The 26,311-nt window shown below is 39.7% G+C and carries 20 protein-coding genes, 1 pseudogene and 1 other annotated feature; of the genes and pseudogenes, 7 read left to right on the forward strand and 14 right to left on the reverse strand.

The features are described from left to right. Positions 1 to 156 precede the first annotated feature (156 nt). A complete protein-coding gene (gene uvsE / locus JOC76_RS25035) occupies positions 157 to 1,119 on the reverse strand; it encodes a UV DNA damage repair endonuclease UvsE (protein WP_205181574.1) in 963 nt (320 codons plus the stop codon). A gap of 122 nt (positions 1,120 to 1,241) precedes the next feature. Here uvsE and JOC76_RS30620 point away from each other — a divergent pair, with 122 nt between their 5' ends. After that, positions 1,242 to 1,373, forward strand: coding sequence for a hypothetical protein (locus tag JOC76_RS30620; RefSeq protein ID WP_275591412.1), 132 nt, complete (start codon positions 1,242 to 1,244; stop codon positions 1,371 to 1,373). A gap of 94 nt (positions 1,374 to 1,467) precedes the next feature. Here JOC76_RS30620 and cshA read toward each other — a convergent pair whose 3' ends face one another. The 5 genes from cshA to JOC76_RS25060 form a co-directional block, all read right to left on the reverse strand. Beyond that, entirely contained in the window at positions 1,468 to 2,964 is a 1,497-nt protein-coding gene (gene cshA / locus JOC76_RS25040; RefSeq protein ID WP_205181532.1) for a degradosome RNA helicase CshA, read from the reverse strand. A gap of 218 nt (positions 2,965 to 3,182) precedes the next feature. Then, complete coding sequence (locus JOC76_RS25045; protein WP_205181533.1) at positions 3,183 to 3,881, reverse strand: alpha/beta hydrolase; 699 nt, start codon at positions 3,879 to 3,881, stop codon at positions 3,183 to 3,185. Positions 3,882 to 3,902: 21 nt separating this feature from the next. After that, on the reverse strand, positions 3,903 to 5,282 hold the full coding sequence (locus tag JOC76_RS25050) for a UDP-N-acetylmuramoyl-tripeptide--D-alanyl-D-alanine ligase (RefSeq protein ID WP_205181535.1): 1,380 nt from the start codon (positions 5,280 to 5,282) through the stop codon (positions 3,903 to 3,905). Positions 5,283 to 5,373: 91 nt separating this feature from the next. Further along, positions 5,374 to 6,453 carry a D-alanine--D-alanine ligase gene (locus tag JOC76_RS25055; protein WP_205181537.1) on the reverse strand — a complete coding sequence of 360 codons (1,080 nt, stop codon included), beginning with the start codon at positions 6,451 to 6,453 and terminating at the stop codon, positions 5,374 to 5,376. Between the two features lie 261 nt (positions 6,454 to 6,714). Next, positions 6,715 to 7,491 (reverse strand): hypothetical protein, encoded by a 777-nt coding sequence (locus JOC76_RS25060; RefSeq protein WP_205181539.1) that lies wholly within the window; start codon positions 7,489 to 7,491, stop codon positions 6,715 to 6,717. A gap of 232 nt (positions 7,492 to 7,723) precedes the next feature. Here JOC76_RS25060 and mgtE point away from each other — a divergent pair, with 232 nt between their 5' ends. Together mgtE and uptA are read left to right on the forward strand one after the other, a co-directional pair. Then, positions 7,724 to 9,082 carry a magnesium transporter gene (gene mgtE / locus JOC76_RS25065; protein WP_205181547.1) on the forward strand — a complete coding sequence of 453 codons (1,359 nt, stop codon included), beginning with the start codon at positions 7,724 to 7,726 and terminating at the stop codon, positions 9,080 to 9,082. Positions 9,083 to 9,293: 211 nt separating this feature from the next. Beyond that, complete coding sequence (uptA, locus tag JOC76_RS25070) at positions 9,294 to 9,890, forward strand: undecaprenyl phosphate transporter UptA (protein WP_205181575.1); 597 nt, start codon at positions 9,294 to 9,296, stop codon at positions 9,888 to 9,890. Positions 9,891 to 9,918: 28 nt separating this feature from the next. On the opposite strand, the gene kimA is transcribed toward uptA, so the two are convergent. The 3 genes from kimA to argS all read right to left on the reverse strand — a co-directional run bounded on the left by kimA (position 9,919) and on the right by argS (position 14,330). After that, on the reverse strand, positions 9,919 to 11,745 hold the full coding sequence (gene kimA / locus JOC76_RS25075) for a potassium transporter KimA (protein ID WP_205181548.1): 1,827 nt from the start codon (positions 11,743 to 11,745) through the stop codon (positions 9,919 to 9,921). Between the two features lie 348 nt (positions 11,746 to 12,093). Then, complete coding sequence (locus tag JOC76_RS25080; RefSeq protein WP_205181549.1) at positions 12,094 to 12,561, reverse strand: DinB family protein; 468 nt, start codon at positions 12,559 to 12,561, stop codon at positions 12,094 to 12,096. A 74-nt stretch (positions 12,562 to 12,635) separates the two neighbouring features. Next, the gene (argS, locus tag JOC76_RS25085; RefSeq protein WP_205181550.1) at positions 12,636 to 14,330 is read right to left on the reverse strand and encodes an arginine--tRNA ligase; all 1,695 of its coding nucleotides are present in this window, start codon (positions 14,328 to 14,330) and stop codon (positions 12,636 to 12,638) included. 243 nt (positions 14,331 to 14,573) lie between these two features. Then, positions 14,574 to 14,787 (reverse strand) — a binding site (T-box leader). Between the two features lie 100 nt (positions 14,788 to 14,887). Between argS and JOC76_RS25090 the strand changes: the two genes are divergently transcribed. Beyond that, positions 14,888 to 15,142 (forward strand): alpha/beta-type small acid-soluble spore protein, encoded by a 255-nt coding sequence (locus JOC76_RS25090; RefSeq protein WP_205181551.1) that lies wholly within the window; start codon positions 14,888 to 14,890, stop codon positions 15,140 to 15,142. A 101-nt stretch (positions 15,143 to 15,243) separates the two neighbouring features. Continuing rightward, positions 15,244 to 15,552 carry a hypothetical protein gene (locus tag JOC76_RS25095; RefSeq protein ID WP_205181552.1) on the forward strand — a complete coding sequence of 103 codons (309 nt, stop codon included), beginning with the start codon at positions 15,244 to 15,246 and terminating at the stop codon, positions 15,550 to 15,552. Positions 15,553 to 15,619: 67 nt separating this feature from the next. On the opposite strand, the gene JOC76_RS25100 is transcribed toward JOC76_RS25095, so the two are convergent. Beyond that, positions 15,620 to 16,183, reverse strand: a complete 564-nt coding sequence (locus JOC76_RS25100; RefSeq protein WP_205181553.1) for a TetR/AcrR family transcriptional regulator — start codon at positions 16,181 to 16,183, stop codon at positions 15,620 to 15,622. A gap of 260 nt (positions 16,184 to 16,443) precedes the next feature. Between JOC76_RS25100 and JOC76_RS25105 the strand changes: the two genes are divergently transcribed. Next, on the forward strand, positions 16,444 to 17,295 hold the full coding sequence (locus JOC76_RS25105; protein WP_307784772.1) for a nuclease-related domain-containing protein: 852 nt from the start codon (positions 16,444 to 16,446) through the stop codon (positions 17,293 to 17,295). Positions 17,296 to 17,584: 289 nt separating this feature from the next. On the opposite strand, the pseudogene JOC76_RS25110 reads toward JOC76_RS25105, so the two are convergent. Further along, a pseudogene (locus JOC76_RS25110) lies at positions 17,585 to 18,743 on the reverse strand (IS3 family transposase). 645 nt (positions 18,744 to 19,388) lie between these two features. On the opposite strand from JOC76_RS25110, the gene JOC76_RS25120 reads away from it, so the two are divergent. Then, entirely contained in the window at positions 19,389 to 20,630 is a 1,242-nt protein-coding gene (locus tag JOC76_RS25120; protein WP_205181556.1) for an aminopeptidase, read from the forward strand. A 192-nt stretch (positions 20,631 to 20,822) separates the two neighbouring features. Here JOC76_RS25120 and JOC76_RS25125 read toward each other — a convergent pair whose 3' ends face one another. The 3 genes from JOC76_RS25125 to JOC76_RS25135 form a co-directional block, all read right to left on the reverse strand. Beyond that, complete coding sequence (locus tag JOC76_RS25125; RefSeq protein WP_205181557.1) at positions 20,823 to 21,965, reverse strand: mannitol-1-phosphate 5-dehydrogenase; 1,143 nt, start codon at positions 21,963 to 21,965, stop codon at positions 20,823 to 20,825. Positions 21,966 to 21,970: 5 nt separating this feature from the next. Further along, entirely contained in the window at positions 21,971 to 24,064 is a 2,094-nt protein-coding gene (locus JOC76_RS25130; protein WP_205181558.1) for a BglG family transcription antiterminator, read from the reverse strand. 133 nt (positions 24,065 to 24,197) lie between these two features. Further along, a complete protein-coding gene (locus JOC76_RS25135; RefSeq protein ID WP_205181559.1) occupies positions 24,198 to 26,120 on the reverse strand; it encodes a PTS mannitol transporter subunit IICBA in 1,923 nt (640 codons plus the stop codon). Positions 26,121 to 26,311: the final 191 nt, after the last annotated feature.

Genomic DNA, 26,311 nt, shown 5'->3' on the forward strand with positions numbered 1-26,311 from the left:
GAGCTTATTGAAGACAAAATTCACCGAGTTTCCAGGCAAACTGTCCTCTATCAGGTTTCTTGAGGACAAAATTCAGCTAGTATCCAGACAATCCGTCCTCTATAAAGCCTCCTGAGGACATCTCCATTTCAGATACAGATGAAACTGTCTTCCCCCCTACTCCACTAAAAAATTAGTCCGATCCAGCCACTTCAATCCACTCCGCCCCTTCAAATCCGCAACCAACTGAAAAAGCGCTGCGTCCTTTTGCTTTGCTTCAATCATGCAATGAATTTCCGGCACGGTCCCCTTAACTTCATTTAAAAACCTGATAAACATCTCGGGATCAACATTATCAGCATGTGCCCGAAACTCCTTCTCCGAACGAGGACTAGAAATATGCATTTTTACAGGAAGGGAAGAATGACTCCAAGTAGCCACAACCCGCTCCCATTCAGCTACCCAATCTTCTTCTTCATGGTTCGCCAAATGGTGATGATAATCAAACACCATCGGAATCCCCAACTTCTCACAAAGATACAACGCCTCCTTAACTGTAAAGGTCGTATCATCGTTTTCCAGCATAATCATTTTTTGAATATCCGGCTTAATAAAACCCCAATTGTGAATAAACTGTTCCAATGCTTTTTCCTTATCATCATATCCCCCGCCCACATGCAGAACACAGCGATGCTCGGGATTGACCTCCATCCCCTTCAAAAGAGCCTCATGCATTGCAAGGGTCTTAAGGGAGTTTTTTAAAATATCCTTATCCAATGAATTCAACACCACAAAGTGGTCTGGATGGAAATCAACTCGCATTGGATGGTCCTTTAAAAATTCAGCCAGCTTCCCAAGTCCTTCCCTTAGCGGTTTGATATAGTTCCAATCCTGTAACTCCTCGTGATTGGCAAGGGGGATTAGTCGCGAGCTAAATCGAAAAAATTGAATATCATTGCCCACATTATGCTTTAATAGCCGCAAACAATTCTCTATATTAGATTGGGCAATTCTCTCTAATTTACGAATGGCTGCTTCACGGTCTTTAATCTTTGAAAATTGGGCATATGTCATGGTTTGAGAGGGAGATGCCTGCTGCAGTTCGACACTCATAGCCACATATCCGAGTTTCACAATCATATCTTCCACCCCTGCTTTAGTCGATATGATTATTTTCACCCTCTCCGTACTAATCCACTACAACTTATTTTCACTTTTATGGGTAAATCTAATAAAAAGTGCTGTGAAGGGAGTGAAACACCATGCCCTTTTTCTCAAAGGAAAAAAAGCAAAACAATGATGCTGCTGCACAGGTTTTTATAGGAGGAGATTTTGATGCTCGCTATAAATGGCTTAAGCAATCTGCAGAAGGCTGTAGACCATCGAGGGGCTAGGCATCGAGCTAGACAATTCTCAAAGTTAAAATTTTTATACTTTCTTATCTCATGAGAAAAAAGAGCAAGGACCAGGTCCTTGCTCTTCTTACATTTATTGATGATTATAACTTCTTGGCTTAGACGTCTTACCGCCGCCAGTTCTCTTTTCACCGCTTCTAGGCTTTACAGGCGCCTTTTTACGGTTGCGGTCGTATGACCCTCTTGAGTCATCTCTTCTTCTGCGTTCGCCACGGTCAAATTGTTTTCTCTCACGTTTTTGTGGCAGTGGAGCCTCTTCCGTTAATTTAACAGGAGTAGTATCTGGCTCTTTCGTTAACATCTTTAACACTGCAGCTACAACCGTTGAAGCATCATTGGCTTCAAGTAATTCCTCTGCCGCAGCTTTATAATAATGAAGGTTGTTGGATTCAATTGTTTGAGTAATTTTATCTACTACCGCACGTTGTTGACCTTCCAAAGCCTCATCTAATGTAGGAGCTTTCATGCGTTCCATCTTCCGTTTGGTTGTTTTTTCAACAACAGCAAGATAAGATTTTTCACGTGGTGTAATGAACGTCATCGCTACACCCGTTTTTCCAGCACGACCTGTACGGCCGATACGGTGAACATAGCTCTCTGGATCTTGCGGAATATCAAAGTTATACACATGTGTTACACCAGAAATATCAAGGCCCCTTGCCGCAACGTCCGTTGCAACAAGCACATCAATGGTACCTTCTTTAAATTTGCGAAGGACTTGAAGACGTTTCGCTTGGCTTAAATCGCCATGAATACCCTCTGCTGTATAGCCTCTTAAGTTTAACGCCTCAGATAATTCATCCACACGGCGCTTTGTCCGGCCAAAAATAATCGCAAGTTCTGGCGATTGAATATCCAGTAGTCTTGTTAAGACATCAAATTTATTTCTTTCTTGTACTTCAAGGTAATATTGTTCAATCAAAGGAACGGTCATTTCTTTCGCTTTTACACGAACAATTTGCGGTTCCTTCATGAACTTTTCAGCCATTCTTTGAATAGGTGCCGGCATTGTCGCTGAGAACAATAACGTCTGACGCTCAGCAGGTGTAGAAGCAAGAATGGATTCAATATCTTCAATGAATCCCATGTTCAACATTTCATCCGCTTCATCTAGAATTACCGTATTAACGGTATCAAGGCGCATCGTTCTGCGATTAATATGGTCTAGAACACGTCCAGGCGTACCAACAATAATATGTGGAGCTTTCTTTAATGAGCGAATTTGGCGGCTAATATCTTGACCACCATAAATTGGCAGCACGCGAACTCTTTTTCCCGCCCCAATTTTGTATAGTTCTTCCGAAACCTGAATCGCTAATTCACGGGTTGGAGCAATAATAATCCCTTGGATAGCATCCACTTTTGTATCAACTTTTTCCACCAATGGAATTCCAAAGGCAGCTGTTTTACCAGTTCCTGTTTGAGCTTGCCCGATCAAATCAATACCTTTTAGCCCTAACGGAATTGTTTCTGATTGAATTGGTGTAGCTTCCTCAAATCCCATTTTGAGGACAGCTTTTAAAGTGGCCGAACTAAGGCCTAAGTCTTCAAACTTTGTCAATGTGTTCATTCTCCTTCATTTATATAAAAATATTTGGCAGATAAGTGCTGAATATACCAACATACGCATCAAAAATGCTGTAATTACTACTTCTTTATTTTACCAAAAAAAAGACATTCTCCAAAAGAGTATGCCTTCAATCATCGTTCTTTAGACACGTTGATGAATATCATACCACTGTTACTAGTATTTTGCAATAAGGACGTCTTTTAAACCGTTGAAAAGCCTTAAACCTGCTTTTTCTCATTTAAAAAGGCCAACACTTGAGAAAATAATGTGTCTCGTTCCTCACAGTGGCAAATAAGATGCTTGGAGTGTTTGAAAAGGGCGAGTTTTTTTTGTTTGGCACTTATGGTATGGAATAGATATTCAGCGCTCTTAAGCGGCACAATCCCGTCACATTCCCCTTGTGCAATGAAGGTTGGCACGTTTACCTGATGCAAGAGAGGTTTAATAAAAGTAACTAGTCTACGGAACTGTAATGTAGCCGCAAAAGGTGTTTCTTTTATTTTTCTTTTATAACGGAGAAATAATTCATTATCCTGTAAGTTTCCTCGGAGGGAATCTTTAATCATTTCTTTTATATCTATTGTTAATTGTTTCGGATTTAGATAAAAAGCCGCTGCACTTAAGAGTATCAGCTTCTCTACCGGATAATTGGCGGCAAGGTAGCTGGCAATCATACCGCCCATTGAAAAACCAACTACATATACCTTATCACAGGTAGTGATTAGATGTGTTAATTCAGCTTCGGCATGATCAATCCACTCTTGATACTGCACTCCCTTTAAGGAGCCGGGAACACCATGTCCCGGCAATGTTGGAACACGAATGCTCCAGTCCGTTCGTTCTTTTAGATACTTGGCGAGTGGCTCTACTTCATAAGGGGCACCCGTGAAGCCATGGATAAGTAAGCAGCCAATCATTTTCTCACCTGCCCAGTTTCATTACTTTTTTTGCAACGATTGCACAATTTCTTCTAATCTCATGCCGCGTGAAGCTTTAACCAGAACAAGCGTCGATTTATCTACATATTTCTTTAAATGGTCAATTAATTGGAGTTTATCTTTAAAAGCAAACACTTTATGACTGCCTAAAGCCTGATTCGCTCCTCTAGCAATATGTTCGCCCAGCTCTCCATATGTGAACAAATAATCAATTTTTTCTGGATTAAGCGCTGTTCCTATCTGCAAATGGTATTGTTCTTCCTCTGGACCAAGTTCAAGCATGTCCCCAAGCACGAGAATCTTTCGTTTATATCCTTGCAGATTGGACACCAACTCAATGGCCGCCATCATGGACGTAGGGCTGGCATTATAAGCATCATTGATGATTTTTTCACCCTGTTTTCCTTCCACAAGCTCCATTCTCATATTCGTAAGCTTAACTTGAGCCAGACCGGCATTCATTTGTTCATATGGAATTGAGAAATAATGGGCAATCAGCATCGCTGCCAGGGCATTTAAAATATTATGGGTTCCAAGGACGGGCAATTCAAATACCGTTTCGGAAGCATTAATTTTAAACGAGTTTCCTTGCTCAATTTGAGTAATATCTTTAGGATAAAGATGATTCGTGTTCGTTCGCCCAAAAGTTTGGATATTTATATTTCCTTTATATTCATATATCCGCTCCATTAATAACGGCTCATCACCGTGAAGAACAGCAAGTCCTCCTTCTCGAAGCCCCTGAAGAATCTCTAGTTTGGCTTCCGCTATCCCTTCCCTCGAACCGAGGTCAAGTAAGTGGGACTCCCCGATATTGGTAATCACAACAGCATCTGGACAGGCTAATTTTGTTAAAAAGGCAATTTCCCCTCGTCCGCTCATTCCCATCTCAAGCACGGCGATTTGTGTGTCTTCACTTAACCCTAATACAGTCAATGGAAGTCCGAGATGGTTGTTATAATTCCCTTCGGTTTTTTGAACCTTATATTGAGTGGATAATAATCCAGCCGTCATATCTTTTGTCGTAGTCTTGCCGTTACTTCCGGTAATCCCCACCACTTTAACCGATAATTCTTGGCGATATTTGCGAGCCAACTCCTGCAAGGCAACAAGGCAGTCCTCGACAATTATAATCGGTAAGCCTTCGGGCGGGTTTGGAACATCCTTTTGCCATAGAGAAGCTGCTGCTCCTTTTTTGATGGCATCTTCCACATATTTATGTCCATCAACTTGTTCACCTTTAAAGGGTACAAATAAGTTTCCTGGCTGAATCTTCCTTGAGTCAATGGTCACCCCTTCAATGACAACATCCGCAAAAGGGGTAATGTCATTTATGGCGGAGGCCATATCTGAAATCTGTTTCAAAGAGCGCTTGATCAATTAAAATACCCTCCTTTTTCTCTTTATAAATCTACCCACTTTTCTTAAATAGAAACGGACACGGCTTTAAGCCGTGTCTTAAGGTCTTTTATTAAAACGTATACTTAATTTGCTGTTTCTCGGCATGTCTTTCTTGTGCAAGCTGAACAAGACGTTCAATCAGCTGTGGATACTCCAAGCCAGAATGCTTCCATAATAATGGGAACATACTGAAAGGGGTGAAACCAGGCATTGTATTGACTTCATTGATTAATAGCTTGCCATCCTTTGTTAAAAAGAAGTCAGCACGGACAAGACCCGAACAGTCCAGCGCCTTAAAGGCATCTACAGCCATTTCCTTCATTTCCGCATATTCCTCTTCCGAAATATCTGCTGGGATAATCAGTCCTGTATCCCCATCTTCATATTTCGCTTTGTAGTCATAAAAATCCTTCTTTGGAACGATTTCACCTACTACCGAACATTCCGGCTCATCATTACCAAGGACGGCAATTTCAACCTCACGGGCAACCACACCTTCTTCAATAATCACTTTGCGGTCAAATTGGAAGGCTTCCACAAAAGCGGCATCTAGTTCCGCGCGATTCGAACATTTGCTAATCCCGACACTGGAGCCAAGGTTAGCCGGTTTCACAAAGCACGGGTAGCCAAGTTGCTCTTCAACACGGGTATAGGCCTCTTCCTTTGCCTTTGCCCACTCGCTCTTAATAAAAGAAACATAGTTTACCTGTGACAGACCTGCTTGTGCAAAAATATTTTTCATCAGCACTTTATCCATTCCTGCGGCTGAAGCCAATACACCATTCCCAACATACGGCAAATTCAGCAGCTCTAATAAGCCTTGGACGGTTCCATCTTCACCGTTTGGTCCGTGTAATAATGGAAAAATTACATCAAGCGGAGCAGATTCTTGCTGGCCGCTCTGAAAAAGTGCAGGTGCCAATGATAACGGAGATAAGGCTTCTGCATTGGTAAATTCAAGTGCTTGAACATTTTCAACTGGCTCGAGTAACTGCGGTCCCTTAATCCATTGTCCTTCAACATTTATGTAAATAGGATAGATTTCAAATTTTTCAAGGTCTAAAGCTCGGATAACAGCAAGAGCTGTTTGTAAGGAAACTTTGTGCTCAGCTGACTTTCCCCCATATAATAAACCTAATTTTGTTTTCATTTATATTCCTCCAAATTCTCTTTCACGTTTTATTTTAACATTTTATTAATTAAGAAAGGAAATGTAGCAGACATGTTTTTAAATGTTTTTTCTCATTCCTTATTTTATGATACCTAATGCTTGCTTCAATACCATCTACTCTTATTTTGTTACAATTTCTATCTACCCGGCTATTTAGAAGTATATACGGAACAAATATGTAAACAATGGTCTTTTTTTCCTAATAAAAAACAGTCCTTGAGTTAGGACTGTTTTTCTAGCTTATATGACATTGAGTTTCCACTCTTTGGTTCTTTTATCAAAGATTAGTTTTGCATGGTAGGGCTTGTTGGAGATTTGTTCGTATTCTTCGTACATATCATCCATATTATCAAAATCGCCCATCACCCAGATCGGAATATCCAGTCGTGTCCGTTGATGCTCGGCATCCCTTAATGAAATACAAATTCCCTCTTTAATAAACGGTGTCAATGAGAGTAAGATCTCTTTATTAACCTGCGGATAGGCCCTTTTTTTCCTAAGTCCAAGGATGGATTTTTCGAGTTTCAATTCTCCTAACTTGACGGCGATCGCTTCGCTTAACAAATGAAAAAAATCCTTAAAGCTTCGATAATAAATTTTGTTATACCAGCCATCATCATGGGCTAAATAGACAAAACGATTGCTAAGTTTATTATAAAAAGGCAGTCTTAAATGCTGTTTCTGATGACCTAGGTATAATAATTCTGCCAGTTCTTGACCGGAAAGTTCATTCAATACTTCTTCCTCTGTAAAATCAATCCAGCAAAAGTTTCCGTAACTATATACATCCTCTGCCGCCAGCTTATCAATCTGGTCATCCGGGCAATATTCGAGCAGTGTATGCATATTAAAATCAGCATCATCAAAACGGTGCTTTAGCAAAAGCAAATGATTTAATGAACCTGAAAAAGCAGCAGCAAATTCGCTGAATTCGATACCGTAGGATAGTACATACTGATCTGATTGATTTAGATGTACATAGATGAGATCCCGTATGTCTTGATGATGCTTTTTCAAAGCCAAACTCCTCCGATCAACCGCATGGTATATGTTTAACGGACAGTTTCCAAGAAACTTCCAAATCACCTTTTAAATACTTCCTTATTTTATCAAATAATAGGACAAATAGCATATTTCATTTCGTTTACAAAAAATTTTCATCAATTACACATACTAATTGATAGAACTTACCTTTATTATTTGTTCATCTATCATTTTTAATCGGCACCCAAGAAAGGGGCATTTTATTATGATAAAAAATATGACTGCAGATGAAATTAACCTTTATATCATTAAAACGTTAAAAGAAAACAAAAAAGCGGAGTTTGAAATCATTCTTGAAGAGCTTCAACCCTATGATGTCGCTAAAATCTATGAGGACTTACCTGAAAAACATAAGGGAAGATTTTTATTATTTCTAAATACAGATGCATTAGCCGATTTAATGGAAGAGTTGGATAAAGAGGAACAGCTTGAGTTACTAAATATTCTTGGATTTGAAAAGTCCAGCAAAGTCTTGGATTTAATGGATAATGATGATTTGGCCCTTCTCTTAAATGAATTGTCTCCTGAAAAGAAGGATTCGCTGCTTTCTGGAATGAAACAAGAGGAATCTAATGCTGTTCGGGGCATTATGAACTATCCTCCTGAAACTGCCGGGCGGGTTATGACCAACCGCTTCGTTTGGATTCGTGACTATTTTACGGTCAGGGAAGCCGTAGACAAGTTTAAAATTTTTGCTGAATTTGCCGAATCGATTAATTATTTATATGTCATTGATGAAGCTAGGAAGCTCGTTGGCGTCGTATCTTATCGAGACTTATTGCTAGCAGAGCCGGATGAAAAAATCCGTGAAATTATGTATGAACGAGTTATCTCCGTTTCGGTTACGACAGACCAAGAGGAAGTCGCCCGGACCGCCGAACGGTATGATTTCTTAGCAGTCCCTGTTGTCGATCACGATCATGTCCTAGTCGGGATTGTTACCGTCGATGACATCATTGATATTGTTATTCAGGAAGCAAATGAGGATATCGAAAAATTATCAGCATCGGGGAAAGCCATTGATTTTGAAACAAAGACCTTGGTGGCAGCCGCTAGGCGTTTACCATGGCTGATTTTATTATTATTTATCGGTGTGATTTCAGGAAGGATTATCTCAAGTTTTGAAGATACCCTGCAGCGTGTCGTAGCGCTTGCCTTTTTTATGCCAATGATTGCCGGAATGACAGGAAACACCGGTACTCAATCACTGGCCGTGGTGGTCAGGGGACTGATAACACAAGATATTAACAGAAGGGTGATCACTCGATTAATCGCACGGGAACTTGGAGTTGGGATAACAATTGGTGTAATCTGTGCCATTATTATTGCCATCATCGCCTTTATTTGGCAAGGTAATCTAATCTTAGGAGCGGTTGTTGGTTCCTCCCTCTTTTTTACCCTAATTATCGGCACACTAGCGGGCACTATTATTCCATTGATCTTATACCGTTTAAAAATTGACCCTGCAGTAGCATCCGGACCACTGATTACGACCTTAAATGATATTTTTTCATTAATGACGTACTTTGGGATTGCGACCATTTTTTTGAAGCATTTGATGTAAGAAATGCGTTAGGCGCCTAAAGCTGGACAATTCTCGAAGTCGCAACTTATATATTTTATCTTTCAAATGAAACCTTTCGTTTTGTTAATCGTTATTAAAGAGGCTTGCCGCGAGGAGATTCTGTTATTTCCACCATATTAATTTCCATATGAGGCAAACTGGTATAAAATAAAACACATAATTTGTTTTAGAAGAAAATAAGCGAAGGTGAATTATGTCAGACTATATTAGTTCGATTTTGGAATTTTTATCACAGTTAGGCTACCTTGGGATTGCCCTAGGACTGATGATTGAGGTCATTCCAAGTGAAATTGTTTTAGGCTATGGCGGCTATATGATTTCACAGGGACATCTAAATTTTATCGGGGCAGTAATATCAGGTACCATTGGCGGGACGATTGCCCAGCTCTTCTTATATTGGGCAGGCTATTATGGAGGAAGACCTTTTTTGGAGAAATACGGAAAATATGTGCTAATTAAGAAAAAGCATATTGATGTGGCTGAAAGTTGGTTTGAAAAGTATGGAGCAGGAGTCATCTTCTCCGCCAGGTTTATTCCGGTTGTAAGACATGCCATCTCCATACCAGCGGGGATTGCCAAGATGCCAGCAAGCAAATTTACTCTTTACACGGTAGCAGCTGTATTACCTTGGTCCATTCTTTTCATCTACCTAGGAAAGATATTAGGCAGCAACTGGTCACATGTTAAAGAATTTGCACAGCCTTATGTAATGCCGCTCATAATTGCTGCGATTGTCCTTGGGGCTATCTACTATTTAGTCAAAAGAACAAAGAAAACCACCGATTAAATCGGTGGTTTTTTTGTGAGGCTAAGCCTTATTTTTTAAAATGATATGGAAGGGTTGCGACAATTACCTTCTTTTTAAAGATGAGATAAGCACGAATTAAAAAACTTGATTGATTGTGCAAGATATTATGCCAGCTCTTTTTCGTAATAAACTGCGGAATCAACACCGTAACCCGGTAATTGTTTTCACTTGCCTTATGTTCGACCGTATCAATAAACTTTGATAACGGATGAAGGATGCTGCGGTAGTGGGAATGCAATGTGACAAGCCTAACATCAGGCTGCCATTTCTCCCATTTTTCTTCGAAACGCTTTTCATCCTCGCGATCAAACGAAACATAAACCGCAAAGATTTGGTCTGTTAAGGATTTGGCATAATTAATCGAGTTTTCCACAACCTTTGTAATACCTGCAACCGGAACAATAATCACATTTCCTTGAACCTGAGCCGCTACATCATCCGGATAGATGCGTAACTGCTCCCCAACCGCATCATAATGTGAATGGATTCTGCGGAACATGATGACAATCAACGGTAAGAAAATAAAGACAAACCATACCTGGCTGAGCTTTGTAACAAAGAAAATAATTAAAACCGTTAACGTAATAAGAGCACCAATTAAATTAGCACTTAATTTTGCGACATAGCCAGCCGGTTTTTCGCGCAGCCATTTAATAATCATCCCCGTTTGCGATAGGGTGAAAGGAATGAATACCCCAACAGCATAAAGTGGGATTAAGTGCTCCGTCTGACCACCGGAAGCAATGATTAAAATGATTGAAGCGACTCCTAAAGACACAATCCCATTGGAATAACCAAGACGGTCTCCACGAATCGTAAACATTCTTGGCATATACTTATCCTTTGCAAGGGCAAAGGATAATAATGGAAATGCAGAGTAACCTGTATTAGCCGCTAATACTAAAATTAATGCTGTAGTACCTTGAACGAAGAAGTAGAGATAGTTGCGCCCAAATGTTTCTCTCGCAATTTGAGAAACAACCGTTTCATCCGCTTTTGGCGCTATCCCGTAATAATAAGCTAAGAATGTAATACCGGAAAATAATAAGGCCAAAAGTGAACCCATTAATACTAATGTTTTCGCAGCATTTTTAGGTGCAGGGTCTTTAAAGGTTGGAATCGCATTAGAAATAGCTTCAACCCCTGTCAATGCTGAACATCCTGATGCAAAGGCACGAAGAAGTAGAAATAAGGTAATTCCTTGAACCGGTGCTCCAATCGGTGCGTGGGGAGCAACAGGAGAAATATTACCAGTTAAAATTCTAAAAATACCCACTCCAATCAGTAGGAAAAGAGCTATAACAAACAAATAGACTGGATAAGCCAAAATGGAAGCAGATTCAGTCAGCCCGCGCAAATTTAGGATCGTAATCAATATGACTAGTACACAGGCAATGGAAACAGAGTGTGCATGCAATGTGGGAAAAGCAGATGTAATCGCGTCGGTACCTGCTGTCACACTTACCGCCACCGTTAATATGTAGTCAACTAAAAGGGAGCCGCCGGCAATTAACCCCGCCTTTTCGCCAATATTCTCTTTTGATACAACATACGCTCCTCCACCGTGTGGATACGAAAAAATAATTTGCCGATAAGATAAGATAAGTGCTGCCAAAAGGAATAATACCCCTATAGCAATAGGGACCGAATACCAGAATGCAACAACGCTAATCGTTGCGAGGACAATCAAGATCTGTTCTGTACCATATGCTACTGAAGACAAGGCATCGGAAGAAAGAATGGCTAACGCCTTTAATATCCCTAACTTTTGTTCGCCTAATGCCGTAGACTTTAAAGGACGTCCAATTAAAACTCGTTTAAAAGAAGAAAGCACGTGATTTCACCTACCACTTTTTTAAGTAGAATTACCGATTGATTTTATCACAACAAGGTTAAGAATACGAAGCATTTCTATAAAAAAATGGACAAAATATAACATTTTCATGAACGCTTTCCATGTAAGCGCCAATCATTAAACAAATGGATAGCTAATTATACTGTCTCCTTTTTCACACTGAATCATCCATATTTACAAAATGACAAAGGTATGAAACCATTCCAAATACTTAAAAGAGATACATCCCCGTTAAAGTCAACCCTAGAGATGGCCCCAAGTCTCCTTCTGATATATGTATGAAAAGTCGTCCCTAAGGTTAGTAGAAACGACTTTTTTAGAGAAAAATTATTTTGTTCTTCCGGCTTCAACAACCCGTTTCATCGCTTGGATTTGACCTAGATGGGTTGCCTCATGAAAAATCGCAAAGTTGGCAAGCTCACCGAAGGTTTCTTGACCAAGAAAGGGACTTTTTAGCCTTTCGTTAAAGCTTTCTGATGGAATTTCTTTTATCCTTTTGATTTGTTCTTTTAATTGCTCTGTTAATTCTTTGACTGAAGGTACCTCCCCATTCCAGTCAGCTGGTTTCGTACCTGTTGCAAAGAATTCCAAATATTGAGCTGGAAGGTAAGTGGTCTTCTTAGGGAACCCAAACATAAATTGCTCGGCAACGGTTAAGACATGACCTACATGCCAATGAATGGTATTGTTAAATCCCTCGGGCTTCACATCTACAGAAGCCTCGTCAAGCGCCTCCACATTTTTCAAAAAGAAATTCCTAGTTAGTTCAAAGCTCTTCAATAATATTTCACTCATTGTATTGCCTCCTCTCTAGCATTCAACCCTTCTATTTTATACCATTGATGGATAAATATTAAATCAGAATGCATCTACATTTCCTCTGGTGCTTCAATTCCTAACAAGCGCAAGCCCTCTTTTAGAACCACCGTTACGGAGAAGATCAGCGCTAAACGAGCCTCAAGATTCTTGTTCTCCTCTAGAATTTTCACTTCAGCGTAATATTTATTAAAAGCCTGTGCTAAATCAATAATGTATTTGGCGACGATTGATGGGTCATGGTTCTCACATGCCCGTTTAATCACCGGTGCAAAATCCATTAAGAGGCTTGCCGTCTTCCATTCTTTTTCCCATGTATTCGGTCCGTTTTCTGGGAGAACCTTTGCTTGATAGTTCGCTTTTCTTAAAATGGAGCGGCCCCGTGCATAGGTATATTGAAGATACGGTCCAGTTTCTCCTTCAAAACGAAGCATCTCCTCAAGGGAAAATTCGATATCATTCATGCGATGATTTTTTAAATCATGAAAAATAACCGCTCCCACGCCGACTTGTTTGGACACTTGGTCTTTATGGATCAAATGTGGATTCTTTTCCTCCATATTCTGTCTTGCCATTGCAATCGATTCGTTTAATACTTCCTCTAATAACACAACCTTGCCTTTACGGGTGGACATTTTTTTTCCGTCTTTTAACATCATTCCAAACGGCACGTGAACCATTTTCTCAGCCCAGTCATAACCCATTTTTCCTAATACAGCGATTAACTGTTTAAAATGGAGGCTTTGCTCATGACCCACCACATATAAAGACTGAGCAAAATCGTAATTTTCTTTACGATAGAGGGCAGCGGCCAGATCACGTGTGGCGTACAGTGTCGCCCCATCCGATTTTTTAATTAAGCATGGAGGCAGCTGTTCTTGCTTTAAATCCACCACCATTGCTTGATCCGATTCGACCAGTAACTGTCCTTCCTCCAGAAGATGGACAATTCGATCCATTTTATCATTGTAAAAGGCTTCGCCCGCAAAGGAATCGAACTCGACATTCATTAATTGATAAATACGCGAGAACTCTTTCAGTGACTCTTCCCGGAACCACTGCCATAGGGAATTAGCCTCCTCGTTGCCGTCTTCTAGTTTTTTAAACCAGCTGCGCCCTTGTGCTTCTAGGGAAGAATCCCGTTCTGCTTCCTCATGAAACTTAATATAAAGAGCTAAGAGTTCTTTAATCGGATTTTGTCTAACCTTCTCAGCGTCACCCCACCGTTTATAGGCGGTAATTAATTTTCCAAACTGTGTCCCCCAGTCGCCCAAGTGGTTTATTTTAATCGGTTTGAAGCCGCATTTCTCTGTAATCAAGGCAAGTGAATTTCCAATCACAGTCGAACGCAGATGGCCCATGGAGAAAGGTTTAGCGATATTCGGTGAGGACATATCAATCGTGATCGTGCCGCCCTTCCCGAAATCCTGGTCAGCAAACTGACCCACTTCAGCGATCACTTTATTGAGTAATTTCTCAGAAACCAGTTTTTTATTTAAAAAGACATTGATATATCCGCCTACCACCTCAACCTTTTCGAATGATAATGACTGAATCTGCACGCTTAGTTCTTGTGCAATTGCTTGAGGCGATTTTCTTTTCAGTTTAGCCAGTGTAAAGCATGGGAATGCCAAATCACCATGTTCGGGGAATTTTGGCTTTTCAATTAAAAGTTCTAATTGTGCTTCCGGGATTTCTTGATTAAGCAGCCCGTAGAGAATGGCTGCTAGCTCCTTTTTAAAGTTCATGTCGATAACCTCCTTCTTTTTATAATACTGTGTTAAACTTGAATGTTGATTTCCGCTACAGGCGCTCAGCAAACCCGCAGGCGTGCCGGGGAGCCTCCTCGACGCTGAAAGCGTCTGCGGGGTCTCCCCTGCCCCGTACTCCCGCAGGAGTCGAGCGCCTTCCGCTCCAATCAACATTGTTACAAAATCACCAATTGCCTTTAACACAGCCTTTTTTAAAAAATAAAAAACCCCCGTCTCTATAAAAGAGACGAGAGTTTGAATTTCCCGCGGTACCACTCTAATTGTTCTGAAAGAACCAGCTTTTCTTTTATAACGGAGGGACCTCCGGCGCACCCTACACATTTCAGGTCCGCATCTCAAAAGTGCGCTTCATCATCTGCTCCATATCAGGCTCTCACCATCCCTGACTCGCTGGGACTTCCCAGATAACTACTCTCTTTCGCACTGATTTTTTCAAGTTAATTAAAAGTTATTATACTGGAAATAATAGGATTTATCCAGTCACGGTGATTATTTTTTGCATTAGGGAATCTTATTGATAAGGAGGGATTAGAATGGCCAGACGTAATAAAATACTCGTTCCAGAAGCCCGCAACGGGTTAGATCAGTTGAAGGCGAAGGTTGTACACTCTGGTAGTCCTGAAGAAGCCAAATTTGAGGCTGCCGAAGAGGTAGGCGTACCGCTGAAAAGGGGCTATAATGGCAAGCTGACATCCGAACAGGCTGGAAAAGTTGGGGGAAGACTCGGGGGCAGCATGGTTCGCGAACTAGTTAAGATGGCACAGGAAAATCTAACGAAAAAACAGTAATTATCAGGAGCCATTTGTCAAGGCTCCTAACATTATTTTAAAAAAAGTTTGACAATTCTGTGACAATTGGTAGAATATTCAGTATAAGGGGGTTGGTAGATATGCATGAAAAACAAGTAAAGAGTTTAAGACCCATTAAACTAGCAGCAGCATACGGTGGGGGCTTTGGATTTATCTTTCTTTTATTCGGCATTATTGAAAGCGATTTCAATCTTTTGATGGGATTGGGTGTCGGATTAACCGCTTCTTCTGTTGTTCTTTTCCTATTTGGCGTTTTTTTATCTATACTGGATGAGTACAGTCTTTCAGGTCAACGAACAGGATCAACGGCACAGCCATCCCCTCAATTTTATTATTGGAAAAATGAGAATAGTGCTAGTGCCCGTCTTGTAAAATATCCTAGTCGCTAGGTGTGCTGGAACTGGCGATTCTCTATCAAAAAAGACTCGTGTCCTGACACAAGTCTTTTTATTTTTCCTACCCTCTTATTAGAAAAACTTTCATGACCTCGGCGATTTGCTCGGAACTCAATGGTTCATGACTTCTTTCCCAATCGGATACAAGGGCAATGTACATTTTTAATAAAAGGAAGCTGATTAATTCCGTATTTCCAGGCGGAATGGCTCCCTTGGCAATTCCTGCTTCCATTTTTTCACTTAGGTAAGCAATGATTTCATCCTCAACATGCTGGAGCATTTCAGAAACAGCTATAGTTCTCATTTCCTTTTCTTCTTGGATAAGCTTAATCATCAGCTGGTGCTGGGAACGAAAGGCTAATAATCGAGAAAGAGCGCGATGGACATTTTCTGCCACCGGAAGCCCAGGCTCAATTACCGAATCCGCTTCGGCGATCATTTCTTTTACGAGTTTAGAGATAATTTCTTCAAAGAGTTCTTCTTTATTTTTAAAAAAGGTATAAATGGTTCCTTTTCCAACATTGGCGAGCCTTGCAACCTGGTCCATCGTAGTCGCTTTATAACCAAATAACGAAAAGGACTTTGTTGCGGCTTCTACAATCATTGTTCGTCTGTCTGGAGCCATGCGATAAACCCCCTTTTTTTGACTATTTTAGTTCTCTAGTCATAACTTCGTTTTACTATATCATAGGTTGAGGTTCCATACAAATGGATGGAGGATTTAAAGTTTAACAAAAGGTTCAAGATTAAGGACTAGGTTGGCTTGTTATTTTTTATAAAATAAATTTGAATGGTCAATGATCCTTAGAAGGGTAGTGACATATGATTTATAAGGCCCGGTTTGAATCAGCGGAATTAAAGATCCTTAGGTTTCTAAACAAACGAATGACTTTATCTGATAAGGATAAAAGGCACTATTTAACGCTTAGAAAAAGCTATGAAGGAGAGGTACTGTTTGATAGAAAGACGGAGAAACTAACCTGTGACTGCTTAATTTTGAACGATTTGTTATTCAAAGTAAACAATACCACGTTTCAAATAGACTCATTAATTATCACTGGAAACTTGCTTTTTCTCAACGAAGTAAAAAATTTTGAGGGAGATTATTATTATAATAACGAGTTAGATCGATTATACAAACGACCCAAAGATGATGAATATCTCAATCCCCTGAACCAACTCAGCCGTAGTGAATCCCTGCTCCGCCAATTACTCCAGTATATTGGATACCATTTCACCATTGAAGCTTGGGTAATCTTTATCAATCCTGAGTTTACTCTTTACCAAGCCCCCCTTGACAAGCCCTTTATTCTCCCAACCCAGGTTAATAGCTATATAAAAAAATTAGATATAATTCCTCAAGGCTTATCTGGTAAACATAAAATGTTAGCTGATAAACTACTTTCACTTCATAAAGAAAAAAATCCTTATACCACACTCCCTCCCTATGCATATGATCAGCTAAAGAAAGGACAGACATGTGCTATTTGTGATTCTTTTGCTTTGTCTGTTCGAGGGAATAAATGTGTTTGTGAGGATTGTGGTCACGAGGAATTGGTTGCTTCGGCTGTTTTAAGGAGTGTTGACGAATTGAGGCTGCTTTTTCCTGACCGGAAGATAACCACAAATTTGGTTTTTGAGTGGTGTGTGATTTTTGAGTTTAAAAAGAGAATTGCGCGGATATTAGAGAAGAATTTTAAGATTGTTGGGTATGGTCAATGGGCATACTACGAGTGATTTTTTGTTTGCTTTATTTAATTTAGTATCATTATGAGGATATTTTTCTCTAATCCGTGGAGAGGGATTTTGTCCTCTATACCCTTTATTGAGGACACTTTCTCTTCTTTCTTAAATGGCTTTGTCCTTAAGAACGCTCCTTGAAGACAGTTTGGTACTACGTCAAGAAAACGGACAAAATAAATTGAGAATTTTTTATTCAAAAACCCTACCGCGCTTCGCTTGCTGACCTGTTGGAGTAGTGAGTCTTTTCAAAGACTCACTACTCCAACAGGAAAATGTCCAAAAATTAAGCCTTACTTGATTTTAATAAATACTGTTTTTCAAATTCATTAGGTGATATATATCCTAAGGTAGAATGAATACGTCTCGAATTATAAAATCCTACCAAATAATTAAAAATACTCATTTTTGCCTCATCACGAGTTTTATATTTCTTTTGATAAATTAATTCTTTCTTTATCGAACTATGAAACGATTCTATACAAGCATTATCGTAACAGTTACCCTTCCGACTCATACTGATGATTATTTCGGCTTCCTTAAGCTTATTCGTATAATCAATTGAGGCATATTGACTTCCCCGATCAGAATGATGAATTAGTCCCTTACTAGGCGGCTGATTTATCATAGCCCTTTCTAAGGCTCTAATAGCCAATTCCTTCGTCAAACGACTCCCCATATTAAATCCAATAATCTTTCGTGAAAACAAATCCATTACCGAAGCTAAGTATAACCAACCTTCCTTAGTCCACACATAAGTAATATCAGCTACCCAGACTTCACCTGGTGCTGTAGTAGTAAAATCCTGATTAATTATGTTAGGGTAAATTGGATCATCATGATCTGAATTTGTAGTTGCTTTATATTTTCTTACGGTCTTAGACCGTATAGATTCGACTGACATAATTCGTTGAACGGTTCTTTCGGAAATCTTGATTCCTTCATTATTTAACTGTTTATGAATTTTAGGACTTCCATAGATTTGATTTGACTCATCATAAATACGTTTTACTTCTATAGTCAGCTTTTGTCGATGTTGAGCACGTTCACTCAAGGGGCGATTTCGCCATCCATAATAACCACTTTTTGAAATACCTAAGACCTTGCACATCTTCACCACTCGAAACATTTTTTCGTGATTCAAAATAAAACGATAAATTACTTCGGGTTTTTGGTGAAGATGTGCATCGCCTTTTTTAAAATGGCATTCTCCTCTTCAAGGTCCTTAATTTTCTTTTCTAAATCTCTCTGTAACTTCATATCCGGATGAACATTTCCACTTCCAACAAACCCATTTTCCTTCTGATCCCTATAAACCCTAACCCATCTCCCAAGTGTTTTAGACGAAATATTCAACTCGTCCGCTAACTGAGTCGCGACTTTGCCTTCCTCCACAACTAATCGAGCAGCTTGAGTTTTAACTCCTTATCATAATGAACTCCCATATCGACACGTCCTTTATAAATTGGTTAATTTTACTATTATACCCAATTTATCGTGTCCGTATTTTAGTCTAACATCAGTTTTCTTTCTTTCCTTTGCTGCCTTGTCCTCAAGGACCCTTATTGAAGACACTTCCTTCTTTTTTTAAATCGTTTTGTCCTTAAGAACGCTCCTTGAAGACAGTTTTCTTTCTTTCCTTTGCTGCTTTGTCCTCAAGAACCCTTATTGAAGACACTTCCTTCTTTTTTTTAAATCATTTTGTCTTCAAGCCCCTCCTTAAAGAAAACAATTCTAACTAAACGTTTGATTAGTTTTCCTAATCTATAAAAGATCCCCTACACCATCACCCCACTGGCATGTAAACAAACGTTTAATTAGTTTTTTTTTGACCCCACTGATTTATTTAAACAAACGTTTAATTAGTTTTTTCTTGACCCTACTGATTTATTTAAACAAACGTTTAATTAGTTTTTTTGATACCACTTATTTAGGCATCTTCTTCCGGGCTTGATTGTTTTATTAATTTGGATCAGTCTTTTAAGTAATTGAAGGACTCCTTTCTTACAATGCGAAAGACTTAGTTAAAGGAAAAATTGGTATACTATGCTAGTATAGTTAATGAAAGTAAATGAATGGAGGTAAACAATATGCTGCCTAACTTTGAGGAAAATCTACATAAGTATGCCAGACTCCTTGTTGCGAAAGGAATCAACGTACAATCGGGAGACTGGGTGAAACTAACCATCACGGTAGACCAAGCACCGTTAGCACGTTATATTACCAAAGAAGCCTATGCACTAGGAGCTGAAAAGGTGATTGTTAAATGGTCCGATGATGAAATCAGCAAACTACATTACATACACCAACCACAAGACGTTCTCACTAACATCCCTGATTACGAAATTCAGGAATCCGAAGACCATGTATTAAATCACCGGGTAAGCCGACTATCCATTGTTTCAAGTGATCCAGGCTTATTAAATGAAGTCGACCCTGGTAAAATTGCTGCCTATCAAAATATAGCCGGTAAAGCATTCAAAGCCCAACGAGTGGCCACACAAAATGACGACTTAAAGTGGACCGTTGCTGCTGCAGCTGGAGCAGGCTGGGCTGCCAAAGTGTTCCCTGACTTGAAAACTTCCGAGGAACAAGTTGATGCACTATGGGATCAAATCTTTAAAACGTGTCGAGTGTATGAAGATGACCCTGTTGCTGCATGGGATGCTCATAAACAAACCTTGAATGAAAAAGCCGCAAAATTAAATGAATTGCAGTTTGATGCCTTGCATTATACTGCACCTGGGACTGATTTAACCTTAGGCTTACCAAAGAATCATATATGGATGAGTGCGGAAAGTCATAATCCAAAAGGGGAAGAGTTCATTGCTAACATGCCGACAGAAGAGGTCTACACCGCTCCTGATACCCATCGAATGGATGGCGTTGTTCGCAGCACGAAGCCACTTAGCTATGCAGGCACATTAATAGAGGGCATCGAGGTTCACTTTAAAGATGGCAAGATTGTTGATATTTCGGCTGAAAAAGGGGATGAAACCATCAAAAAGTTAGTTTTTGATAATGAAGGTGGAACGGGATTAGGTGAAGTGGCCTTAGTTCCAGACCCCTCACCGATTTCTCAATCAGGGATCACCTTCTTTACCACCCTTTATGACGAAAATGCTTCCAACCACTTAGCGATTGGGGCAGCCTATCCGACAACGATCCAAGGTGGTACAAAAATGAGTGAAGAAGAATTATTAAAAAATGGCATGAATACCTCAACTGTTCATGTCGACTTCATGATTGGTTCTGACAAAATGAATGTTGATGGCATTAAACAGGATGGTACTACTGTCCCAATCTTCCGCAATGGCGACTGGGCCATTTAAGAACAAAAGCGCAAGCGCCTTGAACAGCCCCGACAAGCATAAGACGCTCAGGGAAAGAAGGCGTTCTTTTCCTTCATTCCCTGAGTGGCTGTAGACCATCGAGGGGCTAGGCGCTGAAGCTGGACAATTCTCAATAACAAAGGGGTCCGTCCCCTACTGCCTTCGGAAGCAGCAGGGACGGACCCCTTTTTTTTATTTTTTCAACAGATCATAATATCTAATCACTTCTTTGGTGATGTCACTGTTTTCATCTAGCCCGCTGACTTCATTTAAGACTTTAACAAGTCCATTTTCCTTAATCATAGCTTGCAGTTTTACTGCCTCAGGATCTTCTTGACAATCAAATAGTAAAGCGGAAGCAATCGCCCTAGCAAGATTCGTGTAAGAAAGACCAGCTTTCTCGGCTTCAACAGCAGGACGGACGAGACGATCATTTGGACCCAGTTTGCGGATTGGTGAACGTCCTACCCTTGTCACATCATCATTTAAATAGGCATTTTCAAAGCGGTGAATGATTTTATCGATGTATTTACTATGTTCTTCAGGATTAAGATCATATCGATGGATTAAATAAGCACCTGTTTCGCCAAGAGTCGCTTGAACCTGTTTAACAATATCCTCATCTGCTAATGTTTGATCAATGGTCGACTTTTTCTCTAAATATCCCAAATACGCAATAACTGCATGGCCAGTGTTGACGGTAAATAACTTTCGTTCAATAAAAGGAGCTAGGTCAGCTACCTTTGTCATCCCTTCAACTGACGGGATGTCTTCACTTGTTTCAACTACCCACTCATAATAAGGTTCTACTAACACATCGAGTGAGCCTTGATTGTTTTGAAGAGGTACAATCCGGTCAACCGCTGAATTAAAGAAGTACACCTTATCTTCCAATTTTTCTCTTGTTTCACTATCTAAATGTTCAAATATATATCCCTTTAGTAGGTCGGTAGCCGAAATTTGATTCTCACAGGCGATGACATATAATTTCTCATCATTATTTTTTACTCGCTCTGTTAAGCCCTTCGCGATTAAAGGCGCAATATGAGGAAGAATATTCGGTCCGATCGCAGTTGTTAGGTAGACCGCCTGTTTGATGGCTTCCACTACTTCGCTTTCTTGTGTCTTATTATTTAATCCGGATACATGCTGGATTGTCATGCTTTCTTGTTCAACCGTGGCCAATTTTACTTGGTATTCTTTTTCCTCATTTAACTGATTGATAATGGCCTCAGCTATATCAACAAATGTTACATGATAGCCCGACTGTGAAAAAAGTGCCCCAATAAATCCTCTTCCAATATTCCCTGCTCCAAAATGAACTGCTAGTTTCATGCGTATCATTCCTTTATTATTTTTGTTTGAAGATAATGTAAAAAGATAGACTCTAATTTAGTGCGAATAAATTCTTCATTTCCTGATGAAAAAATCATCATAGCTTCATTGTTCTCAATGATACTTGTACTAATCAAGCTTACTATTTCCTGCTCTTTTACACTTAATTCCTCGGGAGCCAGCAACAATAGTACGTCCTTCATGTGCATGTCGCTGCCATCCATGCCTTTTACGATGATGGGTTCATGCAAATGAGAGATTTGAAAGATAAGTTTTTGAATATGCGGATCTCTGCAGTGAAAAAGGCCCATTCCCGTTCCCGGTATTCCGAGGCCTCCCTTTTTTTCTCGCTCCTTAAGCGTTGCTAGGACATCAATGCCCGAATTTAAAAGCTGTTTGCTTTGTGCCTTCATAACCATTTCTGCTAGCACTCGTTCATGGTTATTTATTTGGTGGAATTTATACACTTTAAAATTGGTTACTAAGTCCTCAATGCTTTTTTGGACAATCTTGAGTTGATTTAGCACTTCGGTAAGTGTTCCACTTGATGATATTCCCTCTCCAGGAACATCCTTATCAGACAAGGGGAGATAATCCCTTTTTTCTGTGAGAACCTTTAAGTTTTTTCTTAAAAAGTCCTTAATCGCGGTGATATTTTCCTCTGTTAAAAGCGGTGAAACCAATAGATAGTCCTTGTCTAAAAATGGAAGCTTGACAGTGGAGATGATTAAATCATAGTTTTTTACATTTGCTTGGTCTTGAATTTCTTTAATGGATTTAATTTCTATATGGTCAATTCCAGTGATTTCCTTTTTAATTCTGCTTGCTAACATCTTGGATGTCCCAATTCCAGTTGGACAGATAATCAGTGCATCAATAGATAAGTTTTCTTCCCTCATAACAAGAGCAGACCCAAAATGCAGGACAATAAAGGCAATCTCATCATCTGGAATGAATTCAATGTCCTTGAATTGCTTTTCAACACTATTCTTTACTGCCAAAAACAGAAAGGGATACTTCTGTTTGATTTCTTCTTTTAATGGATTAAACAATCCCATTTGTTGTTTAATTCGATACAGTGACGGTTCCATATGGGCAATCAGCCCCTGATACAAAGAAAAGTCATTGGTTAAATCAATATGCAGCTGGGAAGAAACATCTTGTATCAGCGCTTTTACCATTTTACTTAAAATAAGGCTGTCATACGGTACAATATTCACAGCCTGCAGCTTCGACCCTTTTAGAATAACAGCCAAATAAATCCGATCTTCCTCTGTAAATGTTACCGAAAAGGCGGCTTCAAGTTCCTTGCATATATCTTTAATTAGGGTATATTCATTTTTCAGATTATGAATCGGACCAGGCTCTTCTTCTAGCAGAAAGGAAGATTCTGTTCGCTGCATGGTAATCCCTATATGTACTATTAATCCGATATAATCATTATCGGCAAGCCGCTGCTGGGTACGATTAAAAATCGTATTAACTAAGCGATCGATTACGGCGATATACTCTGGAAGGAAGTAATATAAAATCAATTCCTGATTGAACTTCTGATTTTCTAACAAAAATAAACTCTCTATTAACTCTTCGTTAAAATGGTGCAAGAAGTAACTTGCTAGTGCATTTCGTTTAGCTGGTTCCGACCCGATCAGATCGACACCAACTCCCCTTTTTCTTGTAATCATGACGTTAAAATGGCTTAGCCATTCCGTCAATTCTTCTAAATAGGTTGTTAAGGTGGTGTTACTTACACCAAGTTCGACTGCTAGAGATTGTATTTTGAAGGCTTCCTCTTGCATCAAAGCAATAAGGAGCTGTAACTTCTTCTCTTCTGGAGTTTGATCGACTGGGATGATGCTCATGACGTTTTGAACTAAACGAAAGATTTTTTCATTTTTCCCGTCAATCCTTAATCCTGTCCCCAGATCCCGAACTAAGCGAAGATCAAACGACTGCAGAATTTTTTCTACCCCAGTTAAATCCCGATGGACCGTACGAGCACTTACATTTAAGTAGTTGGCAAGTGACGAGGCTGTATGTTTACCAGATGTTTTAACGAGTAACTCAATAATGGCCTTTTCTCTTGTAGTGATATACATGCTACCAACTCGTTTCTGTGAAGTAACATCAAGAGACCCGCCGTACGAAAAGTCCTGTAGCAAACGGAGCTGAAGATTAAATCCTATAATAAAAAGTGAATAAAAAAGCGGATTCACTCCGCTTTTCTATTCATTAAGAATGTACTAGTTCTTTATCGTTTAAGATGTCGACAATTTCTCTTGCTGATTTCGCTTCAACTAATTTCTCGATATTGGCCATATCTGAGCATGTGACCGCAATTCCAGACAAAATTTCAAGATGTGTGCCATCTTTCCCGGCAATACCGAAAATTAAACGAACCTTTTGCCCATCAAAATCAATACCGTTTGGTACTTGTACAACGGTGAATCCTGAATTTAAGACATCCTTTTTCGCATCTTCTGTACCATGTGGGATCGCTACATCGTTACCCATATAAGTAGATGTTAATTCATCTCTTGCAATCATCGCTTCAATATAGCTTTCTTTTACATACCCTGCATTGACTAATGCTCTTCCAGCAAAGCGAATCGCCTCTTCCTTTGTGGCAAAGGACTGATTTAAGAAAATATTCTCTTCTAGTAGCAAGGAATCTTCCGCATGACTGCCCCCATCAGGTACATTCGCTTCAGCATCTTCTACAATTTCATGTAGCCCAGCTGTTTCCGGATTTTTAAGTTGGTTGATTAATTTATCGTATTCCGGACTTGATAAGAAGTTATCGACTGAGATATGGTAAGCATTCGGCAATTTATTTTGTGCTCTAGGTGTTAACTCTTCCTGTGTTACCACAATCTGAGCATCCGCTGGTAAATTACTAATTGCCGTATTGGTAACTGAAATATTTAAACCAGCCTCTTTGACTTTTTTACGAAGCAAGGAAGCACCCATTGCGCTTGAACCCATTCCAGCATCACATGCAAAAACAATTTTGTTTACTTTTTCAGGAATTGTGCCTGAATTAGCTACTAATACATTGGATACGGAACTCTGCTTCCCTTTCATTTCCTGCATTTTTCTTGTTGCTTCTTCTATGTCCTCTGCTTGCTCTTTACCTGTTTTTAAAATAAATGATGAAACGACAAAAGATACGATTCCTGCTGCAAGTACTCCGGCAAGGTTGGCAAGGTATGTTCCAGCATGATGCGGGGTAACTGCCATAATCGCAAGGATACTACCAGGTGAGGCAGGAGCAAGTAATCCGCCGCCTAAAAGAACTAATGTAAACACGCCAGTCATTCCGCCTAGGATAACGGCTATGAATAACATTGGACGCATCAAGATGTATGGAAAGTAAATTTCATGGATACCACCAAAGAATTGAATAATAGCAGCCCCTGGAGCTGTTTTTTTGGCAGTTCCTTTTCCAAAGATACAGTACGCTAATAGCACACCAATACCAGGTCCTGGGTTTGCTTCTAAAAGGAACAACAATGATCTCCCGGCTGTTCTTGCTTGCTCTACACCGATTGGTGATAGAACACCTTGGTTAATCGCATTATTTAAGAACAAGACTTTCGCAGGTTCAATAATGATACTTGTTAACGGTAATAATCCTGTAGCGACAAGCCAGTCCACGCCTTTAACAAGCCAACCTGTAAACACTTCTACTGCTGGTCCAATCGCTAAAAATGACAGAATCGCCAACAATCCACCTAAGATACCTGCTGAGAAGTTATTCACAAGCATTTCAAAGCCTGCTTTAATTTTTCCTTCGATCAATCGGTCAAATTTCTTGATGACCCAGCCACCGAATGGCCCCATAATCATGGCGCCTAAAAACATTGGAACATTTGGTGCACCGACAATTACCCCCATTGTCGCAATGGCACCAACTACACCTCCACGTTGGTCGTGTACCAGCTTACCTCCTGTATAACCAATTAATAGCGGAAGTAGGTAACTAACCATTGGGCTAACCAACTTGGCAAGGTTTTCATTTGGAAAGAAACCCGTTGGAATAAATAAGGCCGTAATAAGTCCCCATGCAATAAATGCTGATATGTTCGGCAAAACCATTGAACTTAGGAAGTTACCGAATTTCTGAACAGCTACTTTTATATTCGATTGAGCCATTTGCTCTCATCCCTTCATTATTAAGTACTTATTTATAGTAATGTACTAAATCACTATAAACAATAAAGAGGAAAGTGATATTTGTCACATCAAAAATGACAAAACTATTGTTTCTCCAAAAATATAAACTATACATCTTTCCTATTTAGTATTTATGAAGGTTTAAAAGCTTCGGGCTAATCCTATCTAGC

This window comes from Neobacillus cucumis (assembly GCF_016908975.1).
Lineage (GTDB): Bacteria > Bacillota > Bacilli > Bacillales > Cytobacillaceae > Neobacillus > Neobacillus cucumis.